This is a genomic window from Streptosporangium sp. NPDC050148 (assembly GCF_055586505.1).
The window spans coordinates 251,727-268,516 of sequence record NZ_JBVJIA010000006.1; the positions used below are offsets into that span (position 1 = coordinate 251,727).

Annotated in this window: 15 protein-coding genes; 8 read left to right on the top strand and 7 right to left on the bottom strand. The window is 73.3% G+C overall.

What is annotated here, in order from left to right; translation table 11 throughout:
• Positions 1-91 precede the first annotated feature (91 nt).
• The gene (locus tag ACZ6RT_RS08970) at positions 92-1,033 is read left to right on the top strand and encodes an HpcH/HpaI aldolase/citrate lyase family protein (RefSeq protein ID WP_470152707.1); all 942 of its coding nucleotides are present in this window, start codon (positions 92-94) and stop codon (positions 1,031-1,033) included.
• On the opposite strand, the gene ACZ6RT_RS08975 is transcribed toward ACZ6RT_RS08970, so the two are convergent.
• Together ACZ6RT_RS08975 and ACZ6RT_RS08980 are read right to left on the bottom strand one after the other, a co-directional pair.
• Complete coding sequence (locus ACZ6RT_RS08975) at positions 1,023-1,583, bottom strand: DUF6529 family protein (RefSeq protein WP_470152708.1); 561 nt, start codon at positions 1,581-1,583, stop codon at positions 1,023-1,025. The two genes, ACZ6RT_RS08970 and ACZ6RT_RS08975, sit on opposite strands and share 11 nt — an antisense overlap.
• Positions 1,583-2,251, bottom strand: coding sequence for a hypothetical protein (locus tag ACZ6RT_RS08980; RefSeq protein WP_470152709.1), 669 nt, complete (start codon positions 2,249-2,251; stop codon positions 1,583-1,585). The genes ACZ6RT_RS08975 and ACZ6RT_RS08980 overlap by 1 nt, the downstream gene beginning before the upstream one ends.
• A 375-nt stretch (positions 2,252-2,626) precedes the next feature.
• Between ACZ6RT_RS08980 and ACZ6RT_RS08985 the strand changes: the two genes are divergently transcribed.
• Positions 2,627-6,310, top strand: coding sequence for a WD40/YVTN/BNR-like repeat-containing protein (locus ACZ6RT_RS08985; protein WP_470152710.1), 3,684 nt, complete (start codon positions 2,627-2,629; stop codon positions 6,308-6,310).
• Here ACZ6RT_RS08985 and ACZ6RT_RS08990 read toward each other — a convergent pair.
• A complete protein-coding gene (locus ACZ6RT_RS08990; protein WP_399187883.1) occupies positions 6,294-6,692 on the bottom strand; it encodes an NUDIX hydrolase in 399 nt (132 codons plus the stop codon). The genes ACZ6RT_RS08985 and ACZ6RT_RS08990 overlap by 17 nt on opposite strands.
• A gap of 73 nt (positions 6,693-6,765) precedes the next feature.
• On the opposite strand from ACZ6RT_RS08990, the gene ACZ6RT_RS08995 reads away from it, so the two are divergent.
• Positions 6,766-7,416, top strand: a complete 651-nt coding sequence (locus ACZ6RT_RS08995) for a DUF6758 family protein (RefSeq protein WP_399187881.1) — start codon at positions 6,766-6,768, stop codon at positions 7,414-7,416.
• Positions 7,417-7,522: 106 nt separating this feature from the next.
• Here the strand turns inward: ACZ6RT_RS08995 and ACZ6RT_RS09000 are convergent, their stop codons facing one another.
• Positions 7,523-9,325, bottom strand: a complete 1,803-nt coding sequence (locus ACZ6RT_RS09000) for a right-handed parallel beta-helix repeat-containing protein (RefSeq protein WP_470152711.1) — start codon at positions 9,323-9,325, stop codon at positions 7,523-7,525.
• 80 nt (positions 9,326-9,405) lie between these two features.
• Here ACZ6RT_RS09000 and ACZ6RT_RS09005 point away from each other — a divergent pair, with 80 nt between their 5' ends.
• The 3 genes from ACZ6RT_RS09005 to ACZ6RT_RS09015 are packed head-to-tail and all read left to right on the top strand — an operon-like array spanning position 9,406 to position 11,936.
• On the top strand, positions 9,406-10,293 hold the full coding sequence (locus ACZ6RT_RS09005; RefSeq protein WP_470152712.1) for a TetR/AcrR family transcriptional regulator: 888 nt from the start codon (positions 9,406-9,408) through the stop codon (positions 10,291-10,293).
• 11 nt (positions 10,294-10,304) lie between these two features.
• Positions 10,305-11,021: an MBL fold metallo-hydrolase gene (locus ACZ6RT_RS09010; RefSeq protein WP_399187875.1), complete on the top strand. Its 717-nt coding sequence runs from the start codon at positions 10,305-10,307 to the stop codon at positions 11,019-11,021.
• Between the two features lie 6 nt (positions 11,022-11,027).
• Positions 11,028-11,936: a RecB family exonuclease gene (locus tag ACZ6RT_RS09015; protein WP_470152713.1), complete on the top strand. Its 909-nt coding sequence runs from the start codon at positions 11,028-11,030 to the stop codon at positions 11,934-11,936.
• A gap of 121 nt (positions 11,937-12,057) precedes the next feature.
• On the opposite strand, the gene ACZ6RT_RS09020 is transcribed toward ACZ6RT_RS09015, so the two are convergent.
• Positions 12,058-12,930, bottom strand: a complete 873-nt coding sequence (locus ACZ6RT_RS09020) for an alpha/beta fold hydrolase (protein WP_399187871.1) — start codon at positions 12,928-12,930, stop codon at positions 12,058-12,060.
• 102 nt (positions 12,931-13,032) lie between these two features.
• The gene (locus ACZ6RT_RS09025) at positions 13,033-15,099 is read right to left on the bottom strand and encodes a DEAD/DEAH box helicase (protein ID WP_470152714.1); all 2,067 of its coding nucleotides are present in this window, start codon (positions 15,097-15,099) and stop codon (positions 13,033-13,035) included.
• Between the two features lie 263 nt (positions 15,100-15,362).
• Here ACZ6RT_RS09025 and ACZ6RT_RS09030 point away from each other — a divergent pair, with 263 nt between their 5' ends.
• Positions 15,363-16,028 carry a ferritin-like fold-containing protein gene (locus ACZ6RT_RS09030; RefSeq protein ID WP_470152715.1) on the top strand — a complete coding sequence of 222 codons (666 nt, stop codon included), beginning with the start codon at positions 15,363-15,365 and terminating at the stop codon, positions 16,026-16,028.
• Between the two features lie 186 nt (positions 16,029-16,214).
• Complete coding sequence (locus ACZ6RT_RS09035; protein WP_399187865.1) at positions 16,215-16,373, top strand: hypothetical protein; 159 nt, start codon at positions 16,215-16,217, stop codon at positions 16,371-16,373.
• Positions 16,374-16,446: 73 nt separating this feature from the next.
• On the opposite strand, the gene ACZ6RT_RS09040 is transcribed toward ACZ6RT_RS09035, so the two are convergent.
• Positions 16,447-16,677, bottom strand: coding sequence for a DUF3107 domain-containing protein (locus ACZ6RT_RS09040; protein ID WP_344902309.1), 231 nt, complete (start codon positions 16,675-16,677; stop codon positions 16,447-16,449).
• Positions 16,678-16,790: the final 113 nt, after the last annotated feature.

The window sequence follows — 16,790 nt, forward strand, 5'->3', positions numbered from 1 at the left end:
AGCTCCACCCGGGACGCGCCCCACGACGACCACCTCTCGGGGACCCCCTCATGAAGACCACGCCATGAAACAGCCGCCATAAGCTCTACTCATGCGTTCCCGACGTTCCTGTCTCGCGGTCCCCGGTAGTAACCCCCGCTTCCTGGAGAAGGCCCAGGGCCTTCCCGCCGACGAGGTCTTCCTCGACCTGGAGGACTCGGTCGCGCCGTCGGCCAAGGAGGGGGCGCGCAAGAACGTCGTGGCGGCCCTGCGGGAGGGCGACTGGTCGGGCAGGACGAGGGTGGTCCGGGTCAACGACCTGGGCACCCGGTGGACCTACCGCGACGTCATCGAGGTCGTGGAGGGCGCGGGGGAGTTCGTCGACTGCCTGATGCTGCCCAAGGTGCAGGACGCCGCCCAGGTGATGTGGCTGGACACGCTGCTCACCCAGATCGAGAAGGCCAACGGCCTGCCGGTGGGCCGGATCGGCATCGAGGCCCAGATCGAGAACGCCAGGGGCCTGGTCAACGTGGACGCCATCGGCGGCGCGTCCCCGCGCCTGGAGACGCTGGTCTTCGGCCCGGCCGACTTCATGGCCTCGATCAACATGCGGACCCTGGTGGTCGGCGAGCAGCCGCCCGGCTACACCGAGGGCGACGCCTACCACTACGTCCTGATGCGCATCCTGATGGCCGCCCGCATGCACGACCTCCAGGCCATCGACGGACCCTACCTGGCGATCAAGGACCTGGACGGCTTCCGCCGGGTGGCCGGCCGGGCCGCCGCGCTCGGCTTCGACGGCAAGTGGGTGCTCCACCCCTCCCAGATCGAGGCCGCGAACGAGGTGTTCTCACCCACGCAGCAGGACTACGACCACGCCGAGCTGATCCTCGACGCGTACGAGTACCACACGACGGTCGAGATGCGCGGCGCGGTCATGCTCGGCGACGAGATGATCGACGAGGCGTCCCGGAAGATGGCGCTGGTGGTGGCCGCGAAGGGCAGGGCCGCCGGTCTGGAGCGGACCACCGCCTTCACGCCGCCTACAGCTTGACCCCGATGGTGGTGAAGAACCAGAACGAGGAGGTCAGCCAGAGCCCGGTCAGGGCGACGAAGGTCAGCCCGCCCAGCACCGGGAGGGTCCAGCCGGGCAGCCCCCGCTTGGGCAGGGAGAGCATCTTCGCGGTGAAGATGCCGTAGAAGAAGCAGCCGAGCAGCGAGTGGATCATCACCCGCGGCACGTCGAACTGGCTGCCCAGCGCGTACAGGCAGTGCACCGCCACCGGGATCGTCAGCACGAACGCCAGCCGTCCCGACCAGCGGTGCAGGGTCCCGATCCACGGTACGTCCAGTTTGATCCGGCCCCACATGACCAGGGCCGAGAACAGCTGGACCAGCGCGAGCAGGAACGCGCCGGTGGTGAGCCAGGACTTCATGGCCAGCGCACCGGAGAAGCCCGCCACGCCGATCGCGTACCCGGTGGGCGCGTGGAGGCGTCCGTAGACGCCCAGGCCGACCGCGACCAGCCCGCCCACGACGAGCGGGACCAGGAGCGGGGTGAGGTTCTGACGCTGCGGGACCGGTGTGATCTGTGTGTCACTCATCAGAAGCCCTCGATGAACTCGTCGACGTCCTGGGGGTCGACCTCGACACCGTCGACGACGGCGTTCTGGCCCGGCTCGGGGATCGCCACGTCGGCGACCTCGTCGTTCACCACGGTCAGGCCGACGCGGGTGCCGTCGTCCAGGTAGATCCATCCGGCGCGGACGTTCGCGCCGCGGACGACCGCGGTGGCCCGGTAGAGGCCGGAGGGCTTCTTCACGACCGGGGCGTTGAAGGTCCACTTCTTGCCGTTGAACGCAAGGGTTCCGGCGGCCTTGCCGCCGCCGAGCTTCGCGGTGATCGAGGCGTCGTTCCGGCCGGACAGGGTGACCTTGCCGTCGGCGGCCTTGCCCTTGAGCCAGGCCTCGATCCTGCCGTCGCAGAAGTACGCGACGGCCTTGCCGTTCCGGATGGAGATGGCGATCAGCCCGCCGTTGCCGGTGACCCGCCCGGCGTAGTCGGCCTTGACGGGGGTGGGCTTGACGGTCTTGGCGGCATCGGGGGTGGCCGTGGGCGTGGCCTCGGAGGTGGCCTCGATCACCGCCGCGGCCGTGTCGCCCTGAGCTGCGGCGTTCTGGGCGGTGGGTGTGGTGGTGGCGCTGATCGTGCCGAGGGCGACGGCCATCGCCGCTCCGGCGGCCAGTGTGTATACGGGCCCCAGCCGTTTCATGTCTGCTCCCTGGGGTGGTGGGTTTCAGGCTCAGGTCTACATGCCGCCGCCCCCGGCAGTCTGTGAACTAATGCGCACAGGGTGGCACGAAGCGAACCCCAGCGTCCGGAAAAGATGGCCGAAATCTTTCGTACGGGTTCTTGGCCGACCGGTGAACCCAAAATTATGCGGACAAACCACCGCAAGTCCGACGCTCACTCGATAAATCTGACTAGAGAGGTCTCGTCATCGCGGCCCGGACGTGTTGCTCTGGACTGTGGGCGACCGGCCTCAGGCGGCGGATCGCGGGAGGTGATCGTTTACGGGGAACGGGGTAGGAGTAGGGTCGCGTTCGATTTGCCGCATCCGTAGGGGTTGCGGCCTACCGGCGCGGAGATGACTGGAACGATCCGGGGTGGTGACCCCGGGCCGAAACGGGCTTCCTACGAGGAGGTGCTGAGCGTGGCCTCGGGCTCCCACGACCCGCGCTCGAGAGAGTGGCCGGAGGGCGACGGCGGCGTCCACGGCGACGGCGCGCACGGCCACGGCGTCCACGACGGCGTCCACGACGATGCGTACGGCGACGACGTCCGCGACCCCGGCGCGCACCGGCACGGCGACCGCGACGACGCCACGAACCAGGCGGGACGGCGGCACCCCCACACCCCGGACCCTCACACCTCCAGCCCTCACGCCCCGGACCACCCCCACACCCCGGACCCCCACGCGCCCGGCTCGTACGACTCCCCGCCCACCCTCCAGCACTCCCCGCCCGGCCCCTCCGGCGAGGACCCGCGAGGGGTGCCGCTGGCCTCCCCGTGGATGCTCCCGCCGTTCTCGGCGCCGACCCCGGACGACGACGAGCCGCCCCGGGCCCGTCCCGAAGGGCTCGGTGGCGAGCGCCGCCGTCCCTACAGCAGGCCCTACGCGCCCGCTCCCGGCCCGGCCGGGCCCTCGGCCTCCGGGACGCCGTCCGAGCCACCCCCCGCCACCCCGCCGACGCCACCGCCCGCGTCCCCGCAGGCACCCCCGCCCGTGTCCCCGACCCCTCTGCCGGCCTCCGGCCCCCCTGGCCCGGCCTCCGGCCCCTCTGACCGGGCCTCCGGCCCTCCTGCCCCGGCCTCCGCCGAGGGTGGGCCCTCCGGTGACCGGCCGCCGGGGCCGGGACGTCACGCCGTGCCCGAGGGCGGCCGCCCGCGCCTGGTGGACCGTCCCGACCTGCTGGTCGCCTCCGGCCCTGCGTCCGAGCGCAGGGGCAGGAGACGGGCGGAGCGGCCCGACCTCCTGGTGGCCTCCGGCCCTCCCCGTGAGCGGGCCGGGAAGGAAGACGCGGCCCGGGAGCGGGCCGGGAAGGAAGGCGCGGCCCCGCCGCCCGTCCCGCCCCGGGAGGGGATCAGGGGGGGACCGAGCATCCCGGCGACCCCCGAACCCGCACCGGAGCCGGAGCGGCCCGCCGCGGCCGTACCGGAACCGCCGCCCGCCCCCGAGCGGCCCGCCGCGTCCGTACCCGAGCCGGAACGGCACGCCGGACCGGAACGGCACGCCGAGCCCGAACGGCACGCCGAGCCTGAACGGCACGCCGAGCCGGTCGAGGACGACTTCGAGCCGGTACGCCGGGTGGGCCGCCCGCCGGGAGGAAGGCCCGCCAGGCCCGACCTGCTCGTCGCGCAGGGCCCGCCGGGCAGGCGCGGCCCCAACGGCGGACGGCACCACCGGCCGGCCGCCGCGCCCTCGGCCGTCCGGCGCTCCAGCCCGACCAGGCGCAGGCGCGGCCGGGGCCTGGTGCTCCCGTTCCTGATGGTCGTGGTCCTCGCGGTCACCGTCGGCGGCGGCCTGGTCTACTGGGGCTGGGTGAACAGCCCGTTCGCCACCGGGCTCCAGCTCGTCGGCGACGAGGTCGGGACGGGCGACGACGACTTCGTGCCGCAGGCCGGTGTCGGCGGCAACGGCTCCAACCAGGTGCTCAACGCGGTGAGCGCGGTGGGATCGGTCATGGTCGCGGTCGGCAGCGACACCACCAGCCCGGTTCCCCGGCCGCTGTTCCTGGTCTCCTCCGACTCCGGCGCGACCTGGCGGCTCGGCAAGGTCACCGGCCCGGCGGGGCAGGAGACCGGGCCGACCACGGTGGGCCGGGTGGCGGGCGGCGACGGCCGCTGGCTGGCCGCGGGCAACGACCCCCTCGGCTCCGGGCACGGCCTGTGGACCAGCACCGACGGCGAGGAGTGGACCCTCGTCGACCCGGCCGGGCTGGCGGACGCCTTCTCACGCGGCGACAAGATCATGGACCTGGCCAGGACCCGGTCCGGTTTCGTCGCGGTCGGCGCGACGGTGCTGCAGGACGGCGGTACCGGCGCCGTCGCCTGGGTCTCCCCGGACGGGCGGACCTGGGACCGGGTGGAGACCCGGGAGATCGGCACGCCGGACAAGGTCCGGGGCATCAAGGCGGTCGTCGCCGCCGGGGACACCGTCGTCGCGCTGGCCGATCCCGCGCAGGGACAGTCCACCTCGGTCGTCCTGCGCTCGACCGACGGGGGCAGGACGTGGCAGCGGACCGGTGCCGCCCTCGACGGCGTCGTCCCCGAGCCGGGCGCGCTGGCCGTGGCCGGGAACGGGTTCGTGCTCGTCCCGACCCAGCAGCGCGACGACAAGGGCGAGGTGCGCGTCCACTGCTCGCCCGAGGGCGCCGACTGGAAGGCCTGCGGGACCATCACCGGCCTGGGACCCGACGGCTCGGGCGTCAAGCGCCTGGCCTCCTCCTCGGCCGGGGTGGCCGCGGTCGTCGAGTCGGGTTTCGAGCGCTACACCGTCCACACCAGCATCGACGGCCGTGACTGGCGCAGGGCCACCGACCTCGGCACGGTGCCGGGCTCGCTGCGGGCCCTGGCCCTGTCCGACGCCGGCACGCTCGTCGTCGGAGGCGACGAGCGCGCCGCCGACGTGGACAACCGGGTGGTCCTGATCACCGCGCCCAAGGGCGGCGAGCCGCGGCCGGTCACCCTGGACGGGATCGAGGGCCTGACCAGGGCCGCCAGGGAGACGGCCAGGGTCGCCGCCGGGGACGGCCGGTTCGTCGCGGTCGGCTCCGTCTCCGGCGACGCCGGCATCTGGAGCATGGGGACCGGCCGCCAGAACTGGACGTCGGGCGGCCCGGCACGGCTGCTGGGCGGCCCGTGGCGGCAGGCGCTCGCCGACGTCGCGCACGGCGAGCGGGGATGGCTGGCCGTGGGCGGCACGATGACCGACGCCTCCTCCACCGAGCCGCTGCTGGTCACCTCGACGGACGGCGAGAGCTGGCGCAGGGTGCCGCTGCTGGGCCCGCTGGCGCCCGCGGCCGACCACGACTTCCTCGCCCCGCACGCGGTGGCGGCGGGCGCGTCCGGCTACGTCATGGCGGGCGAGGACCGTGGCCCGGCCGCGACCGTGCCCGTGCTGTGGTTCACCCCCGACCTCAAGCGCTACACCCGCGCGGCCAGGCTCCCCGCGGGCGGCACGGGGGTGCGGCTCCACGACGTCTCCGCGACCTCGTCCGGGTACGTGGCCGTCGGCGGCACCGGCACGGCCGAGCGCGAGACCGGGGTGGTCTGGGTCTCGGCCGACGGGGTCACCTGGAACGCGCGCAAGCCGGTCCTGCCCCCGGGGGCGACCTCCGCGGGACTGCGGCACGTGGTCCTGTTCGGCGGGTACGTCGTCGTCGGCGGCACCGCCCGTACCGAGGACGGCGTCCGGGCCTTCGGCGCCGTCTCCACCGACAACGGGATGAGCTGGGAGTTCTCCTGGCTCCCCGCCGACCGGGCGTCGGCGGTCCACGACCTCGCCGCGACACCGGAGGGTGTGATCGCGGTCGGCTGGCAGGGGGTCCCCGGCTCCGGTGACAGCGTGGCCTGGATCTCCGAGGACGGGCTGACCTGGAAGCGGCACACCCCGGGCCGGGGCGGGCCGGACGGCCTGGACGGCGATGGGGCCCAGTGGCTCGGCGCGGTGGCGGTCTCCGCAGGGCAGGTGCTGGCCCTGGGGCGTTCCACGACCTACAGCGCCGACCACCTCATCCTGTGGCGCTCCACGCTCACCTCGGCCCGATGACGCCCCACCCGGTCAGCGCGTCCAGCAGGCCGGGGACGAGGGGGAGCGAGCCGAACTCGGCCGGGGCGACCCACCGGGCGTCCACGGCGTCGTCCCCGGGGGTGAGCGCGCCGCCGGTGACCTCGGCCAGGTAGTCACGGATCTCGTACACGGCCCCGTCGACGCCGGGACGGTCGACGGTCCCGGCGAGGGGGCCGGGCGCGACGGTCAGGCCGGTCTCCTCCAGGACCTCCCTGGCCACCGCCTCGGGATCGGACTCCCCGGGCTCGACCCGGCCACCGGGGATCGACCACAGCCCCTCGCCGGGGGGACGGCCGCGACGGACCAGGAGCATTCGTCCGGAGGCGTCGACGACGATCGCCCCGACACAATTTACGCGCACCTGAACAACATTACAGTGTGATAACGGACAGACCTCTTGACGACGGGCGCCGGAAGAAGCAGCGTGGGTAGGCGTGAAAGCCGCCCCTACGTGCCCACGGTGTTTCGGTCCGCTCCGCCCGCCGGGTGCCTGGTCGAGTGCATGGAGCTGCGGTCCGCACGGCGACGTCCTCCCGCTCCGGCCGCCCAGATCCCCCTCCGCGGCCTCGGTGGAGGCCGTCACCCGCCTGTCCCAGGTCCCCGTCTGGGTCCCCTGGCCGCTGCCCGCGGGCTGGCTGGTCACGGGGTTCGCCGACGTGGGCGACGAGCGCGACGGCGCGCGGGCGACCGTGACCGCGCTCTCCGGCCCCTCGCTGACCCACGGGCCCGCCGACCTGCTGATCGTCGCCGAGGAGCCCGGTGTGGGGCTGGGCGCGGCCCTCGCCGGGCTGGAGGGCACCGATCCGGGGACCGGGTTCGACAAGGGCCCGCCGCACGCCAAGGTCGACGTCAGAGGACACCCGACCGCCCTGTGGTGCGTCACCGCGGCCCCCGACCGGGCCGTCTACGCCGGGGAGGCCCTGGGGAACTGGCTCTGGGCGATCGTGTGGCCGGTCGAGGCGGGCCATCTGATCACCCTGGCCGAGCTGTCCCTGCGCGACCTGCGCGAGCGCGACCAGGCCCTCGACCTCCCCTTCGGGGCGTTCTCCCCGCGCCTGGCGGCCCTCGGCACCCCGGAAGGCTAGCGGAACGGTTCCTCCCGACGGCCAAGGCCGGTGTCACCGGCTCCCGGACGGCCGGGGCCGGTCGCGGGCTTCCCGGGCGGAAGGCCGGCGCCGGCTCCCGGTGCGGTCAGGAGACCGGTCGCCGCTCCCTCAGATGGGCGTGACCGGCCTCCAGGCCCGCCAGGGCGACGACGCCGGCCGCGCGAGAGGCGAAGTCGGCCTCGTCGGCGGCCACCACGTCGCCCTCGACGGTCACGCCCGGCGGGGGCTCGTCCCAGCCCACCGGGGCGGCGTCCCAGACGTTGCCGCGCAGGACGACGTTCTCCAGCGGCGGCCACACCTGCAGGGTCGCGGTGTTGTCGGCGCGCTGGACGGCGTTGCCCTCGACGGTGACCCAGGCGGCGCCGTAGTCGGTGTAGAGCGCGAAGTTGTACGGCGTGAGCGTGTCCCGCACGACGTTGCCGCGGATCAGCGCGCCGTCGTCGTGGGAGCCGCCCTGCGGGCCGGACAGGTAGATCCCGCCGCCGTCGGCCAGCACCTTCAGCGTGTTGAAGACGAGGTTGCGCAGGATGTGGGTGCCCCGGCCTGGACCGGCCACGATGCCGCAGTGCGGGACGTCGTTCACCTGGTTGCAGGCGATCACGCAGTCCTCGCCCCCGGCCACCGCGATACCGGGCGAGCCGGAGTACTCCAGCCCCGTGTCGCGGACCAGGTTGTTCTCGATCGTGACCGCCCGGCTCCCGGTGACGGTGAGCCCTCCGCCGCAGACCTCCTCGAACACGTTGCCGCGGACCAGGACGTCCGCGCCGCCGGAGAACCGCAGCGCCGTGGCGCCCAGCCGGGTGAAGCGGCACCCCTCGACCGTCACCCGTACGGCGTCCTCGAACACGACGTTGGCGGGGATCGTCAGGGACTCCGCCGGGACCGTCACCCACGCCCCCTCGGCGAACGACACCTTCTCGATCGGGCCCCCGTCGTAGTAGCCGGTGCCGTGGTAGTGCAGGAAGCCCTCGGGGCGGTTCGGCCGCAGCCAGGTGGCGTCGGCGAAGGTGATGCCCTCGAAGGCGACGTCGCGCGCGCCCGTGACCCTCACCAGGGTCTCCAGGGCGGACGCGACGACCTCGGTCCGCCCCGGATCCTCGCCGGGGCGGGGCCGGTAGCGCAGTACGTGCCCTCCCGGCAGGGAGGTGTCCAGGACGAAGGTGCCCGGCTCGGTCAGGAACCCCGTGCCGTTCTCCACCCGGGTCGGCAGGCCGGGACCGTAGGACTCGCCCCCGCCCTCCCAGGGCACCACCGAGTTGTAGAGCTCGACGGCCCAGCCGAAGGCGGGCTCGGCCATGGTGACGACGGTCGAGTCCCCGTCGGCCTCGACGGCGGCGACGCCGAGGCGGGCCTCGGTCCACGGGTAGACGCCGCGCAGCACGAACTCCACGTCGGCGGGATTGCCCCAGCTCAGCGGCTCCGCGCTGTCGGTGACGTACCCGGTGGCGGTCCTGACGGCGTTGCCGGGGAGGCCGTCGATCCAGGCCCGTTCCACCCTGCGTCCGCCGACGTGCAGGCCGCGGGTCTCCAGGTCGCCGACCTCGGCCGTCCAGACGCCGTCCAGCCCGTCCCGGACGGTGATCCGCCTGCCGCCGCTGACGACGGTCTCGCCACCGTCCCCGCCCCGGTAGGTCACACCGGAGTCGGCCTCGGTGAGCTCCAGGGTCTCGGTGAGCCGGTGGACGCCGGGGAGCAGGTGCACCACGACGGGCGCGTCACGTGCCGGGTCCCGCGTCCGATCCCCCGCTCGATCCTCCGCTCGATCACCCGCCCGATCTCTTGCCAGGTCGCGTGCCAGGTCGCGGGCGCGGGCGAGGGTCGCCAGCGGCCGCCCGGAGGTGCCGGGCCCGGCGTCGTCACCGGAGGGGGACACGTAGAGTTCGTCCAAGAAGGGCTCCTTGTTTATGCTGTAAACAAACCTATACACTATAAACAGATGTCGGGGCCGAGCGTCAAGGGAGGAGGACGGTGGCCGCCCAGGAGGATCCGGACCGGACCGTCGAGCTGCTGTGGCGGGAGCCGCGGGACGCCGCGTCCAGGCAGGGGCTGAGCGTCGGCGCGATCGTGCGCGCCGCCGTCGAGATCGCGGACGCCGAGGGGATCGAGGCGCTGTCCATGCGCCGGGTCGGCGAGCGGCTCGGTTTCACCGGCATGTCGCTCTACCGGCACGTTCCGGGCAAGACGCAGCTCGTCGACCTGATGTGCGACGCGGTGCTGGGCGAGACCGTGACCGAGGCGGAACCGCCGGCCGGTGCGGGCGATCGGGACGGGTGGCGCGAGGCCCTGGAGGCGTGGGCACGGCGCCACCGGGCGCTGTGCCACCGCCATCCCTGGCTGGCCGGGGTGCGCGGCACGCGGACCGTCCCCGGGCCGAACGCGGTCGCCGGCTTCGAGCACGCGCTCGCCACCGTGGCGGGGATCGGCCTCGGCCCCGCCGAGATGGTCGCCGTGGTGGGCCTGGTCGGCCGTTTCGTGGAGGGCGAGGCCGTCAGGGAGGCGGAGGTCGCCAGGGTCGAGCGGCGGACGGGCGTCTCCGAACAGGACTGGTGGGGGGCCAGGGAGTCCCTGTACGCGGAGCTGTCCCGCTATCCGACGCTGACCGCCGTGTGGGAGGCGGGCGGCTACGACGAGCCCGAGGACCCCTTCGAGTTCGGCCTGCGGCGGGTGCTGGACGGCGTCGAGGTGCTGGTCCGTCAACGTGACGAAAGACGTGATGAAAGCCTCTCGTGCGTGGTGTGCGGCACCGCCATGGAACGCGGCGGGACGGGGCGCCCGCGGGCGTACTGCTCCAGGGGTTGCCAGCAGCGCGCGTATCGCGGACGCCGCTCCGGACCGCGGGGCGGGATCAGGCAGTAAAGTTCGGAAGCGTGACAGCGCGTATCGAGCGAGTGGTGACCGAGGGCGTCGTCGATGTCGACGGCGTCGAGCACAAGGTCGAGAACAACACGTGGATCCTGGGCGACGACGAGGACGCCATCGTCATCGACCCCGCGCGCGACGCGGAGAAGATCCTGGAGAAGGTCGGGGAGCGTGAGGTGCTGGCGGTCATCTGCACCCACGGCCTGCCCGACCACGTGGGCGCGGCCATCGAGGTGGCGGCCAGGGACGAGGCGGTGATCGCCCTTCATCCCAAGGACCGGCCGCTGTGGCGGCTGACCTGGCCCGACACCTGGCCCGACATCGACATGGAGGACGACGGCCTGTTCGAGGTCGCCGGCGTTCAGCTGGAGGTCATGTCCACCCCGGGCATCTCCCAGGGCGGTGTCTCGCTCTACTGCGAGGGCCTGGACGCGGTCTTCACCGGCAAGACCCTCCAGGCCGACGGCCCGGGACGGATCGGCGGAGAGTACCCCGCCCTGGCCGACCAGCTGACCGCCATCGGCGGACGGCTGTTCACCCTCCCGCACCGCACCCGGGTGCTGCCCGCGCACGGCGAGGAGAGCACCGTCGGCGACCTGGAGCCCCAGTTCGACGCCTGGCTCTCCGGTTCGCTGACCCGTGGCGCGGAGGCCCCCGAGGAGGAGGGTCCGCTGACCGACGGCACGCGCGCGGCGGGAATCCGGCTGAACCTGCGGGACGAATAGTCCTCGATGGACCAGCTTCCCCTGGAGGGCATGCCGCGGCGGTTGTACTCCTGCACGCCGTCGCGGCTGAACACCTGGCTCGACTGCCCCCGGCGCTACCGGTTCACCTACATGGACCGGCCGGCGCCGCAGAGGGGCCGGCCCTGGGCGCACAACAGCGTGGGCGCCAGCGTGCACAACGCCCTGGCCGCCTGGTGGCGGGAGCCGCCCGAGCGGCGCACGCCCGAGGTCGCCGGACTGCTGCTCGACCGGGGGTGGATCGGCGAGGGGTTCCGTGACGCCGAGCAGTCGGCCACCTGGCGGGACAGGGCCCGGGAGATGGTCTCCGGGTACGTGGCGAGCCTGGACCCCGCCGCCGAACCGGTCGGCGTCGAGCGCACGGTGGCCACGCGGACCGCGACCCTGGCCCTGTCCGGCAGGATCGACCGGCTCGACCTGCGCGGCGAGGAACTGGTCGTGGTCGACTACAAGACCGGTCGCCGCCCGCTGGACACCGACGACGCCCGCTCCTCGCTCGCCCTGGCGGTCTACGCCATCGCCTCCTCGCGGATGCTGCACCGGCCCTGCCACCGCGTCGAGCTCCACCACCTGCCGACCGCCTCGATCGTGGAGTGGGAGCACACCGACGAGTCCCTGGCCCGCCACCTCGGCCACGCCGAGGAGATCGCCGAGGAGGCGTCGCGGGCCGACGACAGCTACCGGGCCTGGGCCGCCGAGGCCCGCCCCGCCAGCGGGCGGACCTCCGCGCGGGCCGCGGGCGCCGACCGGACCCCGCCCGCCGTGCCCCCCGAGATCGACGCGATCTTCCCGCCCCGTACCGGACCGCTCTGCTCGTGGTGCGACTTCCGCCGTCACTGTCCCGAGGGGCAGGCCGCGGGCGAGGACCGCGAGCCCTGGGCCGCGCTGGCGGACTAGGGACGCGCCCGTCCGGCCCCCGCACACGCGGTGCGGGCCGAGACGTCCGTGCACCCGGCGGGCAGGCGCGGTGGGGGAACCGCCGCACCGCGCCCGGCGGGACACGTCGTCCCGTGCCGGATCAGCTCCTCAGCGGGTTCTCGGCGGCGTTCCAGAAGCGGATGAGGGCGGCGGCGGTGGTCTCCGGGGCCTCCACCGCGGGGGAGTGGGCCGCCCCGGGGACGACCACGCAGTCGGCGTCCAGCCGGTGGGCCATCTCCGCCTGCATGTGCGGGGGCCAGCCGTCGTCGTGCTCGCCGTACAGCACCAGGGTGGGGACCTCGACCTGGGTGAGCTCGTCGCAGCGGTCCACCGCGGAGAGCACCTCCTCGGTCATCGCGAACATGCCGGTGACGGAGTTGGCGAACAGCCGCTTGCGCAGGAAGGCGACGATCTCCTCCGACACGCCGGCCGCCATCGCCTCGGGCTCCATCCGGGTGTGCCACATGTGCTCCAGGCCCTGCTCGGGCAGCTCGGAGATCATGAAACGGCCCGCCCGCGCCCGGGGACCGACGATCGCGGCGGGCCCGGAGCTCATCAGCGTGTAGGAGGCGAAGCGGGTACGGCCGTCGATGACCGCCTCCCGGGTGACCAGGCCGCCGAAGGAGTGGCCGACCAGATGGACGGGGGCGCCGTGACCGATCACCTGGGCCAGCACGTCCACGTCGTTGCCGAGCGCGGCGCAGGTGTAGGCGGACCGGTCGTCAGGGCCGCCGGTCTCGAACTGGCCCCGCATGTCGATCGCGACGACCTGGCGCCCCGACTGGGCGAGCGTCTGCAGGACCGCGATGAAGTCCTCCTTGCTGCCCGTCAGGCCGGGGACCAGGAGTGCGGGCCGGCGCTCGGGGATGCCGCTGACGGGTACGGCCTCAAGCGCGGCGAAGGCGCCGACGGCCGTCTCGATCCGGCGGGAGCGGACGCCTGGAGGCAGGGTCAGAAAACGCGGCGTACTCACGTGGCCCCACGATACCTCTCTTGTTGGGATCGCTCCGTGCGTGCGGGAACGCGAAAAGGGGCGCCACCGGTACGGTCGCGCCCCTTTCCGGCACCGGCACCGTCAGCTCGGACGGCGCGGTCCCCGCTGCTGCTGGCCGCGCACCTGCGGCCGGCGACGGCTCTGCACACGCTCGGAGGCCGCCGAAGGGGCGATCTCGTCGTCCTCCGAGGCCAGGTCGGGCGACTTGAAGATCACCGAGAACGGGCTCGGGGGAATGATCTTCTCGGGCTGCGGCCGGGGCGCGGGGGCCTCCGCCACGGGCTCGTCGTCCCAGCGCTCGGCCATGGTGTCGTCGTCCTCTCTCAGATCCGTCACCGGCTCCTCGGCCCACGAGGGGGCCTGGGCCGTCTCGGCCACCTGCTCGCGCCTGCCGCGGCGCCGGCGCGGGGCCGTCTCGTCCTCGGCCGGCTCGGCGTGGGCCTGCGTCTCGGGTGTGCCGACGAGGCTCACCTCCGGGTTCAGGCCGGCCTTGCGGGCCCGGCCCCGGCGGGGCCCGGACTCGGCGTGCCGGTCGTCACGGATGTCGTCACGGATGTCCTTGCGGCGTGCCACGTCCGTCTCCACCTCGGCGATCTCGACGACAGGGGGCTGAACCTCACGGACCGCCAGGACGTCCTGGGCCGGCAGGGCGTCCTGCACCGGCTGGACGTCCCGGACCTGCCGGGGCTCCTCGGACGTGATCGGCGCGGGGGTCTCCTCGCCGGTCCGGCCGCCACGGGTACGACGGCGCTCGCGGGACGTGCGCGCGGGGCGCTCGCGGCGCTCCTCACGCTCGTCGTCGCGTCCCCTGCGGGAGTCGTCGCGTCCCCGGGGGGAGTCGTCCTCGCGTCCCTTGCGGGGGGAGCGGGAACGGATCCGCCCGGTCTCGCCGAGGTCCTCGACCTCCTCGGCGGCCAGGCCCGCGCGGGACCGGTTGGCGCGCGGCAGCACGCCCTTGGTGCCCGGGGGGATGTTCAGGTCGCTGAAGACGTGCGGGGAGGTCGAGTAGGTCTCGACCGGCTCCGGGAAGGAGAGCGACAGCGCGTTGTTGATGACCTTCCAGCGGGTCATGTCCTCCCACTCGACGAAGGTCACCGCGATGCCCGTCTTGCCGGCCCGGCCGGTGCGGCCGATCCGGTGGACGTACGCCTTCTCGTCCTGCGGGCAGTCGTAGTTGACGACGTGGGTGACGTCGTCGACGTCGATGCCGCGCGCGGCCACGTCGGTCGCGACCAGCACGTCGATCTTCCCGTTGCGGAAGGCCCGCAGGGCCTGCTCGCGCTGGCCCTGCCCGAGGTCGCCGTGGACGGCCGCGGCCGCGAAGCCGCGCTCCTTGAGCTGCTCGACGACCATGTCGCAGGCGCGCTTGGTCTCACAGAAGATCATCGTCAGCCCGCGGCCCTCGCACTGCAGCAGGCGGCCGACGATCTCGATCTTGTCCATCCGGTGCGTGCGCCAGACGAACTGGGTCGTCTGCGGGGTCGCCTCGGCCTCGATGTCGTTGTTCTCGGCCCGCACGTGGGTGGGACGGGTGAGGTAACGCCGGGACAGGGCGACGATCTCGCCCGGCAGGGTCGCGGAGAACAGCATCGTCTGCCGCTCCGCCGGGATCAGCTTGATGATCCGCTCGATGTCGGGCAGGAAGCCCAGGTCGAGCATCCGGTCGGCCTCGTCCAGGACGAGGGTCCCGATCTGGCTGAGGTCGAGGTGCTTCTGCTTGACCAGGTCGAGCAGACGGCCCGGGGTGCCGACGATGACGTCGACGCCCTGCTTGAGCGCCTCGATCTGGGGTTCGTAGGCCCGCCCGCCGTAGACGGTCAGGATCCGCGAGCCGAGCTTGCCGGCCGCCGTCACGAGGTCCTCGGTGACCTGGACGGCGAGCTCGCGGGTCGGCACGACGACCAGCCCGCGGGGCTTCTTGCGGTTCTTCCTGGGCTTGCCGACACGCTGCAGCATGGCCACGCCGAAGGCGTAGGTCTTGCCGGTGCCGGTACGCGCCTGGCCGATGATGTCCTGGCCGTTGAGGGCCAGGGGGAGTGCCATCTCCTGGATAGGGAACGGCGCGATGATGCCCTCGGTCTCAAGGGCATCGGCGATCTCTGGGGTGACTCCGAGGTCTCGGAACGTCGTCAGCTTGGCCTGCCTCATTCTCCGTTGAAGGCAGGCCTGCCGGGACCACGGGCAGAAAACGTGTTCCCCGTGCCGGGTCCTCGCGGAAGGTCCAGCCCTCTCATGTCATCAGCGACCGCTGCGGCGTCACGCCGACTGTTGGGGGCGTACGGGAGTGGATATCCCGGATTAACACGGTGCGGTCGCACTTTCAAGAGCAGTGTACTCGATACCACAACGGAGAACCGATTTCTTCGTATTCCCGGTGAATCGTGAGGTCGGAGAGCTCGTAGGCTGCCCTCATGAGTGACTCCCCTCCGGGCATCGCCCACCTGCTCGGTGTCCTCGCGTACGCCGAGCTGACAGCCTTCCTCAGACTCGCCGAGGACGCCACCCGCCACGCCCCCTCGCTGACGGATCGGGCCGCCCTCGGCGGCCTCGCCGCGGTCGAGTACGCGCACTTCGAGCTTCTGCGCGACCGGATCTCCTCCCTGGGCGTGGACCCGGAGGAGGCGATGGCGCCGTTCGTCGGGCCGCTGGACGCCTGGCACGCCAGGACCACGCCGGGCGACTGGCTGGAGGCCCTGGTCAAGGCGTACGTGGGCACCGGCATCGCGCTCGACTTCTACCGCGAGGCGTTCTACCGCGAGGCCGCGGCCGGGATGGGCGAGGAGACGCGCAGCCTGGTCGACGAGGTCCTCGCCGACGAGGAGCGCTCGCAGTTCGCGGTCGAGCGGGTCCGCGCGGCGCTGGAGGAGGACCCGAAGCTGGCCGGGCGGCTGGCGCTGTGGTCCCGGCGGCTGGTGGGGGAGGCGCTCAGCCAGGGCCGGTACGTGGCCGAGGCCAGGCCCGCGCTGGCGGAGCTGCTGGCCGAGGCGGCCGGAGGGGAGATCGGCAAGATGGTCACCCGGCTGACCGAGGAGCACGGCGAGCGGATGGCCGCCCTGGGCCTGACCCCGGGTCCCTGAGCACCGCCCCGGGAGCCCTCAGGGCCTCGTGGGAGCCGCGCGAGGGCGTCGTGGGCCGGGGGCCTCAGGGCCGTCGGCGGACCGCGAGAGGCGGACCGGCGGGCCGGTCCGTGGATCGGGGAGCGTCCGGCGACGAACCGCTGTAGCGTGCCAGGCATGAGGGCCTCGCGCCGCTATGGCAGTTCCTTGACGAGATGTGGACCGAACCGCTGGACCTCGCGTCCGGTGCTGCGCAGGGAGGGCGCGACCTGCCCGGCCGTCGGCCGGGGCCGGGAGCATCTGCGCCGCGTCCGGCGCCCGCGCTGCTGCGGGTTCGGCGAACGGGACGAGTGCCCGGGCACCTGAGGGCCGTCGTGCCGGATCCGCGGACCGCGCCACGCCGGTGAGGGGCGACGACCTGGCGCGAGCCCGGGATCCGTCAGAGCGTGCCGCCGAAACCGACGGGACGCGCCTCCTCCTCGCCGATCTCGATGAAGCCGAGCGAGGCGACGGGGACGATGACCTTGCGGCCGTTGACGTCGGTGATGGTGAAAACGCCGCCGCTGGACGCGAGGGCCGCGCTCAGCTCGTTCTCGACCTGTTCGGCCGTGAGGTCGGTCTCCACCACGAGTTCACGGTGCACGGAACGTACGCCGATCTTGATTTCCATCCTGCTCCCTTTCGATGAGGGTTGCTCGTCCCATGGTCGCCCCATCGGGGATCCGACGCGCCGTCTGATCGCGTCAAGCGAACAGTGATCGCGGCGGGTGAACGGGGACGGGC